Origin of the sequence: Malikia spinosa, assembly GCF_002980625.1 — a bacterium.
In the GTDB taxonomy this organism is placed as follows: domain Bacteria; phylum Pseudomonadota; class Gammaproteobacteria; order Burkholderiales; family Burkholderiaceae_C; genus Malikia; species Malikia spinosa.
In genome coordinates this window covers 84,805-99,410 of record NZ_PVLR01000016.1, presented here as the reverse complement: position 1 = coordinate 99,410, position 14,606 = coordinate 84,805, and the positions used below count along the sequence as shown (strand labels likewise).

At 64.7% G+C, this 14,606-nt stretch carries 14 protein-coding genes; 9 read left to right on the top strand and 5 right to left on the bottom strand.

Going from position 1 to position 14,606, the window contains the following annotated elements; translation table 11 throughout:
* Positions 1 to 13 precede the first annotated feature (13 nt).
* The 4 genes from C6P61_RS06685 to C6P61_RS06670 all read right to left on the bottom strand — a co-directional run bounded on the left by C6P61_RS06685 (position 14) and on the right by C6P61_RS06670 (position 4,632).
* A complete protein-coding gene (locus C6P61_RS06685; RefSeq protein WP_105729150.1) occupies positions 14 to 997 on the bottom strand; it encodes a Bug family tripartite tricarboxylate transporter substrate binding protein in 984 nt (327 codons plus the stop codon).
* A 33-nt stretch (positions 998 to 1,030) separates the two neighbouring features.
* Positions 1,031 to 2,212, bottom strand: a complete 1,182-nt coding sequence (gene tcuB, locus C6P61_RS06680; protein WP_105729149.1) for a tricarballylate utilization 4Fe-4S protein TcuB — start codon at positions 2,210 to 2,212, stop codon at positions 1,031 to 1,033.
* A gap of 3 nt (positions 2,213 to 2,215) precedes the next feature.
* Entirely contained in the window at positions 2,216 to 3,640 is a 1,425-nt protein-coding gene (gene tcuA, locus C6P61_RS06675; RefSeq protein WP_105729148.1) for an FAD-dependent tricarballylate dehydrogenase TcuA, read from the bottom strand.
* A gap of 98 nt (positions 3,641 to 3,738) precedes the next feature.
* Positions 3,739 to 4,632 (bottom strand): LysR family transcriptional regulator, encoded by an 894-nt coding sequence (locus C6P61_RS06670; protein ID WP_105729147.1) that lies wholly within the window; start codon positions 4,630 to 4,632, stop codon positions 3,739 to 3,741.
* Between the two features lie 296 nt (positions 4,633 to 4,928).
* Here C6P61_RS06670 and C6P61_RS06665 point away from each other — a divergent pair, with 296 nt between their 5' ends.
* A complete protein-coding gene (locus C6P61_RS06665; RefSeq protein ID WP_105729146.1) occupies positions 4,929 to 5,276 on the top strand; it encodes a carboxymuconolactone decarboxylase family protein in 348 nt (115 codons plus the stop codon).
* A gap of 22 nt (positions 5,277 to 5,298) precedes the next feature.
* On the opposite strand, the gene C6P61_RS06660 is transcribed toward C6P61_RS06665, so the two are convergent.
* The gene (locus C6P61_RS06660; protein ID WP_244908797.1) at positions 5,299 to 5,961 is read right to left on the bottom strand and encodes a redoxin domain-containing protein; all 663 of its coding nucleotides are present in this window, start codon (positions 5,959 to 5,961) and stop codon (positions 5,299 to 5,301) included.
* A gap of 204 nt (positions 5,962 to 6,165) precedes the next feature.
* Here C6P61_RS06660 and C6P61_RS06655 point away from each other — a divergent pair, with 204 nt between their 5' ends.
* The 8 genes from C6P61_RS06655 to C6P61_RS06620 all read left to right on the top strand — a co-directional run bounded on the left by C6P61_RS06655 (position 6,166) and on the right by C6P61_RS06620 (position 14,565).
* On the top strand, positions 6,166 to 6,738 hold the full coding sequence (locus C6P61_RS06655; RefSeq protein WP_105729145.1) for an OsmC family protein: 573 nt from the start codon (positions 6,166 to 6,168) through the stop codon (positions 6,736 to 6,738).
* A 32-nt stretch (positions 6,739 to 6,770) separates the two neighbouring features.
* Positions 6,771 to 7,922, top strand: a complete 1,152-nt coding sequence (locus C6P61_RS06650) for an acyl-CoA dehydrogenase family protein (RefSeq protein ID WP_425319735.1) — start codon at positions 6,771 to 6,773, stop codon at positions 7,920 to 7,922.
* A complete protein-coding gene (locus C6P61_RS06645) occupies positions 7,919 to 9,175 on the top strand; it encodes an FAD-dependent oxidoreductase (protein ID WP_105729143.1) in 1,257 nt (418 codons plus the stop codon). The genes C6P61_RS06650 and C6P61_RS06645 overlap by 4 nt, the downstream gene beginning before the upstream one ends.
* A gap of 49 nt (positions 9,176 to 9,224) precedes the next feature.
* Complete coding sequence (locus C6P61_RS06640; protein ID WP_105729221.1) at positions 9,225 to 10,616, top strand: CmpA/NrtA family ABC transporter substrate-binding protein; 1,392 nt, start codon at positions 9,225 to 9,227, stop codon at positions 10,614 to 10,616.
* 1 nt (position 10,617) lies between these two features.
* Complete coding sequence (ntrB, locus tag C6P61_RS06635; RefSeq protein ID WP_105729142.1) at positions 10,618 to 11,484, top strand: nitrate ABC transporter permease; 867 nt, start codon at positions 10,618 to 10,620, stop codon at positions 11,482 to 11,484.
* Positions 11,485 to 11,557: 73 nt separating this feature from the next.
* Entirely contained in the window at positions 11,558 to 12,355 is a 798-nt protein-coding gene (locus tag C6P61_RS06630) for an ABC transporter ATP-binding protein (protein WP_244908795.1), read from the top strand.
* A 59-nt stretch (positions 12,356 to 12,414) separates the two neighbouring features.
* Complete coding sequence (cynS, locus tag C6P61_RS06625; RefSeq protein ID WP_105729140.1) at positions 12,415 to 12,858, top strand: cyanase; 444 nt, start codon at positions 12,415 to 12,417, stop codon at positions 12,856 to 12,858.
* Positions 12,859 to 14,565, top strand: coding sequence for a sigma-54-dependent Fis family transcriptional regulator (locus C6P61_RS06620; protein WP_425319734.1), 1,707 nt, complete (start codon positions 12,859 to 12,861; stop codon positions 14,563 to 14,565). It begins immediately after the preceding gene.
* Positions 14,566 to 14,606: the final 41 nt, after the last annotated feature.

The following is a 14,606-nucleotide window of genomic DNA, read 5'->3' as shown; positions in this document are numbered from 1 at the left end:
TTGTCTTGTTGGGTTATTGGTTGATCGTGATCTTGCGGTCGCGCACCACGCGGCCCCAGGTCATCGACTCACGCTCGATTTCCTTGGCCAGTGCCTCGCGCGTGCCGGGCTGGGGCGGCATGCCGTGCTTGTTGAGTTCGGCCACCACGTCCGGCGACTTGAGCACCTTGACCAGCTCGGTGTTCCAGCGCTCCAGCAGCGGCGTCGGCACCTTGGACGACGCGACAAAGGCATACCAGTTGCTGGCGCTGTAACCGGGATAGCCCGATTCGGCGATGGTCGGTACCTTGGGCAGTTGCGGCAGGCGCTGGGCGCCGGTCGACGCCAGCGGGATCAGCTTGCCGTTGTCGATATGGGCCTGGGCCGTGTTCAAGGTCGAGTAGTACATGGCGACCCGGCCGCCAAGCAGGTCCTGCAAGGCGGGCGCGCCGCCCTTGTAGGGCACGTGCACGGTGTCGATCTTGGCCATGTCGTCCATCAACTCGCCGGCCAGGTGCGAGGCCGAGCCCGCGCCGGTGGAAGCGTAGTCCAGCTTGCCCGGGTTCTTCCTGGCGTAGGCAATGAAGTCCGCGAAGGTCTTGATGCCCAGGTCGGCGTTGACCACCAGCACGTTCGGGAAGTTGACCCCCATCGTGATCGGCGCCAGGTCCTTGACCGGGTCGTACGGCAGCTTCATCAGGTGCGGGGCAATCGCCAGCGGGCCGACCGAGCCGAACAGCAGCACGCTGCCGTCGGTCGGGGCGGTCTTGGCGACATACTGATGCGCGATGTTGCCGCCTGCGCCTGGCTTGTTCTCGATGATCACCGGCACCGCCAGTTGATCACCCAGTTTCTTGCCGATCAGGCGGGCGGCAGCGTCCGCCGCGCCGCCAGCGGCAAAGCCGACCACGATCGTGACGTTCTTCTTGGGCGGAAATTCCTGGGCTTGCACCCAGGAAGCGGCCAGCAGCGCGAGGGTGGTGCCTACGCCTGTGCGCAGCAGATGTCGTTTGTTCATTGTTGTCTCCTTGGTTGACGCGAAAAAATCGGCTCAGTCGGCGCCCAGGCCGATCGGGTTGGGCTGGCGCTTCTCCACCGCGTGGCGCAGCAGCGAGGCGGTGCGGAATACCCCATGGGCGAACTTGCCGTAGGGCAGGGTGGCGAACAGCGCCATCACGGCACCCAGGTGCAGGCACAGCAGCAAGGCCAGTGCAGGTGTGGCGCGTGCCAGCCACAAGGCCAGGCCGCTGGCCGCGACCAGGAACAGCAGCGCGATGAAACCCAGGTCCATCGGCTTTTGCTTGGCATCGCCGTGCATCGGGTGGCGCTTGCGGTTCAGCTGCCAGAGCCCGGCCGTGCCCAGCATCAGGCTCACGCCGCCCACCGCACCCAGCAGCTTGGGCAGCGACGGCAGGTCGTAGGGCGCTTCCCAACCGAACAGGTAGTGGTAGAGCGTGGCGACGCTGGTCGCGGCAAAGCACAGCGCAAAACCGTAGAAGGTCAGGTGATGGAAGCGGCGGCGCTGCAGCGTGTAGGCGTCGTCCTCGTTGTGACAGCCTTCGCCGTGACCGCCGTCGAGATACTTCAGCTTGAGCACATCGTGGGTGGCCTCGGCGGCTGCCGGGGGACTGACGTCAACGCCACTCGTGACCGGCTTGATGTCCGACCAGAAACGGCGCACGCCCATGCTCAGGGCGAACACCACGAACAGGAATACCGGTGCGAACATGCCCACCAGCAGGTTGTGCGGGAACAGCTGGTAGAAACTGCCCTGCAGCTGTTCGCCCCAGAGGGCGCCCAGGCCACCGCCTTGCAGCAGCACGGCCAGCAGCAGGAACAGCGTCAGGCCGAACACCAGGGCCAGCGACAGCGTCAGGCCGTTGCGCTGGTAGAGCTTGCCCAGCGCCGGCGGCCAGGCATATTCGGCATAGGTCTGGCCACGCACCTCGGCCATGGCCTTGGGGATGTTGATGGCGAATTCGTGCGGCGGCGCGTACTGGCAGGCGTGCAGGCAGGCGCCGCAGTTGTGGCACAGGTTGGCCAGGAAATGCACGTCAGCCTGGCCGAATTCGAGCCGGCGCGTCATGGCCGGGAACACGGCGCAGAAGCCCTCGCAGTAGCGGCAGGCGTTGCAGATCTGCAGCGCGCGTGCCACTTCGGTCTCGGCGGCGCTGCTCACGGGCACGATCGGGATCACCCGGCCCTTGGGGGGGGAGGAGTTCAGTTGTTGCATGGTTCAGACCTCGTCTTTCACGGCGCCCGCCAGCGCGGGCTTGCCTGCTGCGGCCAAGGCGGCGTTGCGACCCGCGATGCGACCGAAGGCGGTGCCGATCGACATGCCCACGCCGGCGGTGTAACCCTTGCCCAGCACGTTGCCGGCCATCATTTCGCCGGCCACGAACAGGTTGCGGCTGGGCTGGTCGGCAAAGCGCACGGCGCTGGTGTCGTCGACCTTCAAGCCGAGGTAGGTGAAGGTCACGCCGGGGCGCAGCGCGTAGCCGTAGAACGGTGCCGTGTCGATCGGGCGCGCCCAGTGGGTCTTGGCCGGGGTCACGCCTTCGGTGTGGCAGTCGTCGAGTGCGGTGTGGTCGAACTTGCCGACGCGACAGCCGGCGTTGTAGCGGTCGAGCGTCTGCATGAAGGTCGCCCGGTCGAGCCCCAGCTTGTCTGCCAGTTCGGGCAGGCTGTTGGCGGTGACGCCCGGGAACACCGGCGGCATGAAGCGTCCGATCGCCTTGGCGTCGATGATCGAATAGGCAACCTGGCCCGGCTGCTGGGCGACCAGGCGGCCCCAGATGGCGTAGCGCTTGGGCCAGAAATCCTCGCCCTCGTCGTAGAAGCGTTTCGCCTCGCGGTTGACCACCACCCCCAGCGACACGCAGTCGATCCGGGTGCAGATGCCGCCGTCATACAGCGGTGCCCGCGCGTCGATCGCCACCATGTGGGCCTGGGTTGGGTCGCCAATGCCATCGGCCTGATGCTGTTCCAGCATGTGGCGCAGCAGCACGCCCTGGTTGTAGGCGGTGCCGCGGATCAGGAAGTTGTCCGAGGGCCATTCGCCACGCTCGTTCTGGCCCCAGGCTTCGCGCAGCCAGTCGCGGTTGGACTCGAAGCCGCCGGCTGCCAGCACGCAGGCCTTGGCACTGATGCGCTCGCCCTTGCACCAGGCGGCGCGGAACTCACCGTTCTCGATTTCCAGCCGGTCCACCGGCGACTCGTAGCGGATCTGCACGCCGAGCTTTTCCGCGCTGCGGTAGTAGGCGTTGACCAGCGCCTTGCCGCCGCCCATGAAGAAGGCATTGGTGCGCGCCACATGCAGCGCGCCCGAGAGCGGCGGCTGGAAATGCACGCCATGCTTGCGCATCCAGTTGCGGCAGGTCGACGAGGCGCGGATGGTCAGCCGGGCCATGTGTTCGTCGGTCAGTCCACCGGTGACCTTGAGCAGGTCCTGCCAGAACTCCTCTTCGGGGTAGGCGTCGACCAGCACATCCTGTGGTGCGTCGTGCATGCAGCGCAGATTGCGCGTGTGGGCCGAATTACCGCCGCGCCAATCGCGCGGGGCGGCCTCCAGCAACATCACGCTGGCCCCCGCTTCGGCAGCCATCAAGGCTGCGCACAAGGCGGCATTGCCACCGCCGATCACAAGCACATCGGTGCCCATAGAGACTGCCTCCAAAAATATGAGGCTGATTCTCCAGGGCTGAGATTATTTTGAGAAATGAATCATGAGTCTTGATTATTGCGATAAACGCATAAGAATCAAAGCTGGGCAGACAGCTCGCGCAGCACTTCGTGAAACGCCTGTGCCGCTGGCGACAGGCCGCCGCGGCGCAACTTTAGCAACACCACCTTGCGCTTGACCGTGGGGTGGTTCAGCGGAATCTTGCGCACATCCGGGCGGTCACCTTCCTGGAAGCAGGAGGACGGCAGGATGGCGCTGCCGACTCCGGCGGCCACCAGGTTCATGGCGGTGGCATGGTGCTGGACCTCGTAATTGCCATGCAGGCGGATGCCCCGCTTGGCCAACTGGTAGTCCATGAAGATGCGGGTGGCCATGAAGCTGCTGATGCCGATCAGGTCGGCGTCGCGCATGTCGTTCCAGCTCACGCTCTTGCTGGCCTGCAGCGGGTGCGAGCTGCGGCAGATGAAGACCAGCGGGTCGGCGAACAGCACCGTTTCGCTCAAGTCGGGGTGTTTTTCTCCCTGCACGGCAATGCCCAGTTCGGCTTGACCGCTCAGGACCGCGGCATGCACTTCGTGCGACGCACCATCCAGCAGCCGGATGCGGTTGTCGGGGTGCTGGGCCGCGTAGCTGCGGATCACCTCGGGCAGCACATGCGAGGTCATGGAGGGGATGCAGGCCAGGGTGAAGTTGCCCTTGGCGCGCTGCGACATGTCCTTCAGGCGCTCGACCGCAGTCGTCATGTCGTGCACGATATTGCGGGCCTGGGGCAGGAATTCCCGCCCGACCGCCGTCAGCTCGACACGGCGCGTCGTGCGGTCGAGCAGCTTCAGGTCCAGATAGGCTTCCAGCTTCTGGATGCGCCGCGTCAGCGCGGTCTGCGTGATGTGCAGTTGCTGTGCGGCCTTGCTGAAGCCGCCCAGCTCGGCGATCATCACGAAGGCTTGCACGCCATCAAAGTCGATTTTCATGGGGTCTTGGTAGGTCTGGAAATAGGGGGGATCAGTGGGCGGCAGCGTAGCGCAGGACGCAATCGGAATGGTGTGACAAAGAGTTGCCAATTTGTCGGTGGGGGGATCGGTCTTGCTGCCGGCCGCTACTGGCCTGACGTCGAGAATTTTAGGTATGTAGTTGAATCTGAAAGATATATTTTTCAGTCTGGACTGATTGGTGTTCGGATGAAGGACTGGCATGCTTCTTGTGATGACAGGTTGTTGACTCTGTCAAACCCAAGATTCATTCATCCACAATCACCAGAGAAATCCATATGAGCACTTTCGACCACGCCGGCCTGATGAAGGACATCAACGCGAACCTGGCCCCGTTGCGCAAATCGCAACCGGAAGCCATGGGCGGCTTTGCCAAGCTGGCCCAGGCCTCGATGGCCGAGGGCGTGATCAGCGCCAAGCACAAGGAACTGATCGCGCTGGCCATCGGCATCAGCCAGCATTGCTCGGGCTGCATCGGCTTTCACGTCAAGGCGCTGATCAAGCTGGGCTGCAGCCGGGCCGAGCTCGAGGAGATGCTGACGGTCTGCGTCTACATGGGCGGAGGCCCCTCGCTGATGTACGCGTCCGAGGCGCTCGCAGCCTGGGACAAGCTGCAACAGGCCTGAGCCTGAGCCCAAGCTGATTCCACTAGCTGGTCAGCTTGACCCACCACAGCCGCAAGCGCATTCCCATTTCAGTCTGGTAGCCCACCGCGGGGGTGCGGATCTGGCCCTTGGCATCAACCACGAGGAAACTGGGCACGGCATGGAAACCATGGGCCCGAGTGATGTCGCCACTGGGGTCGATCACGGCTTGCCAGGGCAATTCGCGCTGGCGCAGGGTAGCGCGCACCTGATCTGCGCCGCCTGACTGCATCGCCACCGTCAGGACGGGCCAGTCACGGCTCAGGCGGGTGATGCTGTTTTCTTCAGTCCGGCAAATCGGACACCACTCGGCCCAGAAGTGAATGGCCACTGGCTCGGCTGGGTGAAGGGCTCGCCATGCCGATAGCGTGGTCGTGACCAGTTTGCCATCCGCACCGAGCACCGAGACCGCCAGCTCCGGTGCCGGTCCGCTCGTGACATCGCGGGTTTGCCAGAGCTGAACCCCTGTCAACACCAGCAGCAGCAGGACCAGATTGCCCAGGTAGCTTTTCCACTTGATCCGCAGCTGCTGGGCGAGGCGGACAAGGAGCGGGTTTTTTTGCACGGACATCCTGCACGACTGTTTGACTGAAGCTTCTGCCTCGATCGTAAACGGCGACCCGGTCGAACTGGGGCCGCCTGATGCGATCCGACGGCGGCAGATCAATTGGTAAACAAATTGTCAACGATTGTCGTTGCCAGCATGACCGGCCTGAGATTAGTTCGATGGATTTCTTCAGGAGGTTGAGGTGAATGTCATTAAAAATCAATGGTTTGAGAAATAATTGGCTTGATTTTTCGAGATGGCACATTCATTGCTAATTGGACATGGCCAAGCAGACATTCTTCATTTTCTTGTTCAGGAGCTTTCATGTCCATCGCCACTGCCCCGACGACCGCCCCCGCCCCCACCACCGTGAAGGCCTATCTGCGCCCGATCGATCGCGACGGCCTGATGGCCTTTGCCGACAAGGGGCGCAACAACCCTGGCTCTCGCGGCACCAACAAGGTACATACCGTGATGGAGGGCCAATACCGCTCGCTCAGCCATGTCGGCAATCACCAGCCGGTCGTGGTCGATGAACCGCTGCATCTGTTCGGGCAGGACACCGCTCCCGCCCCGGGCGAGATCGTGCTGTCCGGCCTGGGTGGCTGTCTTGCGGTGGGTGTCACGGCTGTCGCCACCTGGAAGCAGGTCAAGCTGACCCGGCTGGAGATCTTCATGGAAGGCGACATCGGCAACCCTGCGGCCTGGGGTGCCGGCGGGGCCTTGCAGAAGATGCCGTCCGAGATGGGTTTCCAGGCCATTCGCGTCAAGGTGCTGGTGGAGGGCGACGCGCCGCGCGAAGTGCTCGACGAGATCGTGCAGCACGCGAACTTCTATTCGCCGGTGGCCAACACGATGCGCAACCCCATCCCCTTCACGATCAGCCTGGCTGACTGAAGCCGACCGCTTGCTGCCTCAAGGAGTCCATCGTGAACCCAGCTGACATGCCCCAGCACCTAGCATCGCCCTCGGCCGAGGCGCCTACTGCCCTGATGGCAGCCATCGAGGCCATTGCACAAGGCCCCTTGAAGCAGCAGGTCGATGCCATCGACCGTGGCCTGTATCCGCAGCTGATCATGCGCGACCTGGCCAGGGTCGGCGCCATGAGCGCCCACCTCGATACCGATACCCAGGGCGCTGACTATGGCCTGGCCATCCGGGCGATGGCCGAGGTGTCCCGCGTCTGCGGAGCCACCGGCTTCATGATGTGGTGCCAGGCCGTGTGCGGGCTGTATCTGCAGCAAAGCGGCAACCCCGCCTTGACCGGCAGCCTGTTGCAGGCGCATATCGAAGGTCGGGGCCTGGGCGGCACTGCGCTGTCCAACCCCATGAAGAGCTACGCCCAGATCGAAGGCATGCTGCTGCGTGCCCGCGCGGTCGAGGGCGGCTATCGGGTCAGCGGTACGCTGCCCTGGGTCAGCAACCTGGGGCCCGGCCAATACTGCGGGGCCATTGCCAGCGTGAATTCAGACGCGGACGGCGAGCCGCATGAAATCATGTTCCTGCTGCACTGTGACGCCCCAGGGGTCGAGTTGCGCGAATGCCCCAGCTTTTCGGGCATGGAGGGCACGGGCACCTATGCCCTGCGCCTGACCGAGCATTTCGTGGGCGCCGACCAGCTGATCGCCGATCCCACCCGGCCCTTCATCGCCAGCATCCGGGCGGCCTTCGTGATGCTGCAGTGCGGCATGGCGGTGGGAGTGACCCAGGGCGCCATCGATTCGATCTGGGCTGTCGAGGGGCAGCTGGGCCATGTCAACCAGTTCCTTGATGACCGACCCGACGCCTTGCAGGCCGAGCTCGACGAGCTGACGGCCCGGGTCATGCAGCTGGCCGAAACCCCGTTCGACACCAGCCAGGAATTCTTCATCGACGTGCTGGATGCGCGGGCGCATGGCGCCGAGCTCTGCCTGCGGGCGGCGCAGTCGGCCCTGATGCATCAGGGCGCGCGCGGCTACCTGCTGAGCTCCGAGGTGCAGCGCCGCGTGCGGGAGTCGCACTTTGTCGCGATCGTGACGCCCGCCATCAAGCACCTGCGCAAGGAGATCGCGCGCCTGAGCGCCGAGGAGATGCCCGCATGACGGTCCCCCTTCCTTTCCAGCAGTACATCTGCGAGGCCTGTGGCTACGTCTACGACGAAGCGCTGGGTGACGCCGACGGGGGACTGCCCCCCGGCACCCGACTGGCCGACATTCCCGATGACTGGGTCTGTCCCTTGTGCGGCGTGAGCAAGCACGACTTCGTGCCTTACGTCGCACCCTGTCTGGACCAGCTGCGTCAACAGGCGGGCCAGGTCACGCTGGTGCGGTCGCGCAAAGTGGGCAGAGCGGGCAGAGCCGGCCAAGGCGCCGAGGGTTCGGTGGTGATCGTGGGCGGCGGCAGTGCCGGGTGGCAGATGGCCGAGGCGCTGCGTGCACGCGATTCCGAGCTGCCGATTACGCTGGTGAGCGCATGCGCCGGCGACAGGTATGACAAGCCGCTGTTGTCGGTGGCGCTGGCCCGCGGCCTGCCACCCGGGCAGCTGGTCAAGGAAAGCGGCGCGCAGGCGGCAAGCCGACTGCGGCTGAACCTGATGGCGCACACCCATGCGGTGCGTGTCTGCCCGGCCACGCGCCAGTTGCGCACCACGCGTGGCGCTGTCCCCTACAGCCATCTGGTCCTCGCCCATGGCGCCGAGCCAGTGCTGCCCGACATGCTGGCTGCCTCACTGTGCTGGCGCATCAACCACCTGGCGGTCTACCAGAAGCTGCGCGCCGCCCTGGACGGCGCCTCGCATGAGCTGCTGATCGTGGGCGCGGGCCTGATCGGCAGCGAGCTCGCCAACGACCTGGCCTTGGGCGGGCATCGCGTCACCTTGCTCGACACCCAGACCGAGCCGCTGGCGCGCTGGCAGTCAGAGCAGGCAGGGCAGAAGGTGCTGCAAGCCTGGCAAGGCCTGCCCATCCGCTTTGTCGGCGACGTGCAGCTGGCTGCGGCAGAGCGGGTGCAAGGGCGCATCCGCGTGAGCACCCGTTGCGGTCAGGTGTTCGAGGCCGACCAGCTGATTGCCGCCACGGGCTTGCATACGCCCTCGCGCCTGGCCCGCACGGCGGGTTTGAGCTGGGACCAGGGCATCGCCGTCGAGGCACAAACCTTGCGTACCAGCCAGGCAGGTATCTATGCACTGGGCGACTGCATCACCGTTGAGGGCCAGGCCAGCCGCTACATCGAGCCGATTGCCCGCCAGGCCAAGACCATTGCGGCGCAAATCTGTGGGGGTGAGCCGCAGCCCTATCAGGTTCGCCCCATGGCGGTGCGAGTCAAGACCACGTCGATGCCGCTGACCCTGCATTGAGCCAGACCAAGCCGATCCATTTTTTCACTGTTTGACCGAGGGCCACGCCATGACGAACTCTGACGACAACATCTATCGCCCGTATTCGCCGGTTTCCCGACTGGGCGGCTGCACCTGTAGCCAACACGCCAGCGTTGCCGAGCATGACGCTGCCGCGCTGGCAGCGACCGAAGCACGCGCCACCGATGTGGAAACGCTGTCGCGCGACTTCATCGAAGCGGCTGCGGTCAAGGCGCTCTTTCCGCTGGAGGCCACCCGACGCGCCTTCCTCAGTGCCGTCGGGCAGCGCACGGCCATGGCGGCCATTGCCAGCGTGCTGCCCCTGAGCAGCCTGCAAGCCATGGCTCAGGACAAGGGATCGCTCGAGAAGACCGATCTGAAAATCGGCTTCATTCCCATCACCTGCGCCACGCCCCTGATCATGGCGCACCCGCTGGGCTTCTACCAGCAGCAAGGTCTGAACGTGGAGCTCAGCAAGACCGCGGGCTGGGCCCTGGTGCGCGACAAGATGCTCAACAACGAGTACGACGCCTCGCATTTCCTGAGCCCGATGCCCCTGTCGATTTCGCTCGGCCTGGGTTCGAGCGCCAAGCCGATGCAGGTGGCGACGATTCAGAACGTCAACGGTCAGGCCATCACCCTGGCGCTCAAGCACAAGAACAACCGCGACCCGAAGCACTGGAAGGGCTTCAAGTTTGCCATTCCGTTCGAGTTCAGCATGCACAACTTCCTGTTGCGCTACTACCTGGCCGAGGCCGGCCTGAACCCGGACACCGATGTCCAGCTGCGCGTGGTGCCGCCAGCCGAGATGGTGGCCAACCTGCGTGCCGGCAACATCGATGGCTTCCTGGGGCCTGACCCCTTCAACCAGCGCGCGGTCTACGAGGAGGTGGGCTTCATCCACCTGCTGACCAAGGAGATCTGGGACGGCCATCCTTGCTGCGCCTTCGGCACCAGCGCCGAGTTCGTGCAGAAGAATCCGAACACCTTTGCCGCGCTCTACCGCGCCGTGCTGACCGCAGCGGCCATGGCCCGCGGACCCAAGAACCGCGAGCTGATTGCGGGCGTCATCTCCAAGCCTCAGTACCTGAACCAGCCCGAGGTGGTGGTCAAGCAGGTGCTGACCGGCCGCTTTGCCGACGGCCTGGGCAATGTGCAGAACGTCCCGTCGCGCGCCGACTTTGATCCGATGCCCTGGGACAGCATGGCGGTGTGGATGCTCACGCAGATGCAACGCTGGGGCTACCTCAAGGGCGATGTGAACTACCGGCAGATTGCCGAAAAGGTGTTCCTGATGACCGATGCCAGAAAGCACATGAAGGAGCTCGGGCAGCCGGCACCGGCTGCGGTCTCGCCCAAGTTCAAGGTGATGGGCAAGGAGTTCGATGCCGCCAAGGCCGACGCTTATCTGAAGAGCTTTGCCATCCGAAAGGCGGTGTGAGATGAGTGTCGCCAACCACCTGAAGCTGCGAGCCGGTTTGCTGTCGGGTCTGATCCTGCTGGTCATTCTCGGCCTCTGGTACGCCGCTACCGCGACCTCGGGGGCCACCGCCAGCGCGGCTGGCCTGACGCCGGCGCAGATCGAGTACGCGCAGATGATGGGGCAGGACCCGTCGGCCATCAAGGCCGATGGCTTTCCCACGCTGGGCCAGATGGGGCAGACGGCGTGGTCGCATCTTTCCCGGCCGTTCTACGACAACGGTCCCAACGACAAGGGCGTCGGCATCCAGCTGGCGCATTCGCTGGGCCGCGTGGCGCTGGGTTTCGGCCTGGCCTGTCTGGTCGCGGTCCCGCTGGGCTTCGTGATCGGGATGTCACCCCTGTTGCACCGGGCGCTCGATCCCTTCATCCAGGTTCTCAAGCCCATCAGTCCGCTGGCCTGGATGCCGCTGGCGCTCTACACTATCAAGGACTCGACCCTCAGCGGGATCTTCGTGATCTTCATCTGCTCGATCTGGCCGATGCTGGTGAACACCGCCTTTGGCGTGGCTGCGGTCAAGAAGGAGTGGCTGAACGTGGCCGCCACCCTGGAGGTCAGCCCCTTGCGCAAGGCACTGCAGGTGATCCTGCCGGCTGCGGCACCGACCATCCTCACCGGCATGCGCATCAGCATGGGCATTGCCTGGCTGGTGATCGTGGCGGCCGAGATGCTGGTGGGCAGCACGGGTATCGGCTACTTCGTCTGGAACGAGTGGAACAACCTCTCCCTGAGCAATGTGATCTTTGCCGTGCTGGTGATCGGCGTGGTGGGCATGCTGCTCGACCTGGCCTTTGGCCGACTGCAAAAGGCGGTGACCTATGTGGATTGATACCTCGGCAGGCGGTGGCCTCAAGGCCGCATCGCCCGTCCCCGATGGCGCTGCAGGCGCAGGAAAGGCTCCCGTGAAGACTCCGTTGCTTCAGGTCGAACGACTCGGCAAGGCCTACGTGGCGGACAAGCCGGTCTTTGCCGATGTCTCCTTCATGCTGGACCGCGGCGAGTTTGTCTGCGTCATCGGTCACTCGGGCTGCGGCAAGACCACGGTGCTCAACGTGCTGGCAGGGCTGGACACCGCCACTGCGGGTCATGTCTTCATGGAGTCGCGCGAGATGGTCGGGCCCAGCCTGGAGCGCGGCGTCGTGTTCCAGGGGCACGCCCTGATGCCGTGGTTGACGGTGCGCCAGAACATTGCCTTCGCCGTCAAGTCGCGCTGGCCGGACTGGCCTGGCGCTCGGCTCAACCAGCAGGTCGAGAAGTTCGTCCAGCTGGTGGGCCTGTCGCACGCGATCGACAAGAAGCCCAGTCAGTTGTCAGGCGGCATGAAGCAGCGGGTAGGCATTGCCCGCGCCTTCTCGATCCAGCCCAAGATGCTGTTGCTCGACGAGCCCTTTGGTGCCCTGGATGCGCTGACGCGCGGCACGATCCAGGACGAGCTGATGGCCATCGTGCGCGAGACCCAGCAGACGGTGTTCATGATCACCCACGATGTGGATGAAGCGATCCTGCTGGCTGACCGCATCCTGCTGATGAGCAACGGCGCCGAGACCGCCGCGGGCTACAAGCCGGGCGGCATCGCCGAGGTGGTGGTCAACCCGCTGCCCCGCGAGCGCACCCGGGCCACCCTGCATCACCTCGATGGCTACTACGAGCTGCGCAACCACATCGTCGACTTTCTTGTTTCGCGGGCGAAGGCGCACTGAGCCGTCCCCAACTTTTTCCTGGCCACTATTTTCTTTCCTTCATCAAGACTGGAGTCCTCATGAACCGCATCGACGTCACCGAAAAGATCATCAGCACCAAGGTAGCCAAGGGCATCAAGTGGGAACAGGTGGCCCAGCAGGTCGGCCTGTCCAAGGAGTGGACGACCGCCGGCTGCCTGGGCCAGATGACCTTTGATGCCGCCCAGGCCGCCATCATCGGCGACATCTTCGACCTCACTGAAGAGGAACGCAAATGGCTGCAGGTGGTGCCGTACAAGGGGTCGCTGCCGACGCCGGTACCGACCGATCCGCTGATCTACCGCTGGTACGAAATCGTCAGCGTCTACGGCAGCACGATCAAGGAGCTGATCCACGAGGAGTTTGGCGACGGCATCATGAGCGCGATCGACTTCAGCATGGACATCCAGCGTCAGGAGGACCCCAAGGGCGACCGGGTCAATGTGGTGCTGTCCGGCAAGTTCCTGCCCTACAAGCAGTACTGAATGGCACCGGCGCGCATGCACAGCCCTGCCGTGACCCCTGACCTGCCGGGCCAGCCTGCTGCCGAGGCGGCTGCGAGTGCCGGCAACTGGCGCGCGCAGGAAATGCTGCTGATGCGCGAGGTGATGAAGCATATCGGCAAGAGCCTGGCGCCGGACCTGGTGCTGCGGGAGATGCTGCACCTGTGCTCCGAACTGCTCGGCCTCAACCGCGGGCGGATCCTGCTGGCCGACAACCTCGAGGCCATCATGGAGCTGCCGCCCGGCAGCAGCCTGCAGGTGACTTCGGCCAGCATCCGCTATGCCTACGGACTCACCCAGCCAGAGTGCGAGCGGGGGCGCTTTCGCAGAGGCGAGGGCATCACGGGCCGGGTGCTGGCCACCGGCCAACTGATCATCGTGCAGGACATCGACCATGAACCGACTTTCCTGTGCCGCACGGTGCCGCGCGATGACTTGCCGCCGGGTCCGGTCTCCTTCATTGCCATGCCCGTGCGGGTCGGGCTCTCGACCGTGGGAGTGCTGGCCTGCCATCGCATCCGGCATCGCTTTCGCTCGCTGGCCGACGACCTGTCGATCCTGGGCATCCTCGCCACGCTGATCGGGCAGTTGCTCGAGCTGCGCTTCACGGTGGAGCAGCGTACCCGCTCCCTCGAAGCACAGAACATGGCGCTCACGCAGGCGCTGGAAGCCTCGCCGGCTCGCTATGGCATCGTGGGCACGGCCCCGGCCTTGCTGCGCTCGATCGCCGAACTCGAGCAGGTGGCCGCCACGAAAGCCACCGTGCTGCTGCTCGGAGAGTCGGGTACCGGCAAGGAGATGTTCGCCCGTGCGCTGCACCTGGCCAGTTCGCGGCGCGACCAGCCCTTCATCAAGGTCAATTGCGCGGCCATTCCTGAAACCCTGTTCGAGTCCGAGTTGTTCGGCTACGAAAAGGGCGCCTTCACCGGGGCAGTCGGTGCGCGCGCCGGCCTGTTCGAGCAGGCCGACAGGGGCACCATCTTCCTGGACGAGATCGGCGAGCTGCCGCTGTCCATGCAGACCAAGCTGTTGCGTACCCTGCAGGAGGGCACCCTCGTGCGCCTGGGTGGCAAGCGCGAGCTGCGCATCGATGTCAGGCTGGTGGCCGCCACCAACCGCGATCTGGCGCATGAAGTCGCCTTGGGGGCTTTTCGCGAAGACCTGTACTACCGGCTCAACGTGATCCCGATCCAGCTGCCGGCCTTGCGCGAGCGCAGCACCGACATCCACGCACTGGCGATTCATTTCCTCAACCGCTTCAACCAGGAGAACCAGCGCAACGTCAACCTGAGCTCAAGCGCCTTGCACAGGCTGCAGGCCCATTCCTGGCCTGGCAACATCCGCGAGCTGGCCAACCTGATCGAGCGCATGGTGCTGCTCGGTGACAAGGCGGTGCTGGAGGCCGTCGACATCGAGCGCTTCCTGCCTCGCGCTTCGCCTGCGGAGGCGCTGCGCGCCCGTGCCATTGAGAACGACCGTCTGCCACGCAGTCCTGCAACCGGCAGCTACACCGTGCGCCCCTATCTGCCGGCGGGCTCCCATGCGCTGTCCGATCTGCAGGAAGCGTTGCGCCAGCAGGCAGGCAATCGATCGCGTGCGGCCCAGGCCCTGGGGCTGACCTTGCGCCAGTTCAATTACCGGATGCTCAAGCTGGACGGCAAGCCAGCCCCGACCCAGAGCCATTCTTGAAGCCTGGTCCCAAAGTAGCGGCTGGGACTAGACTCAAGGCT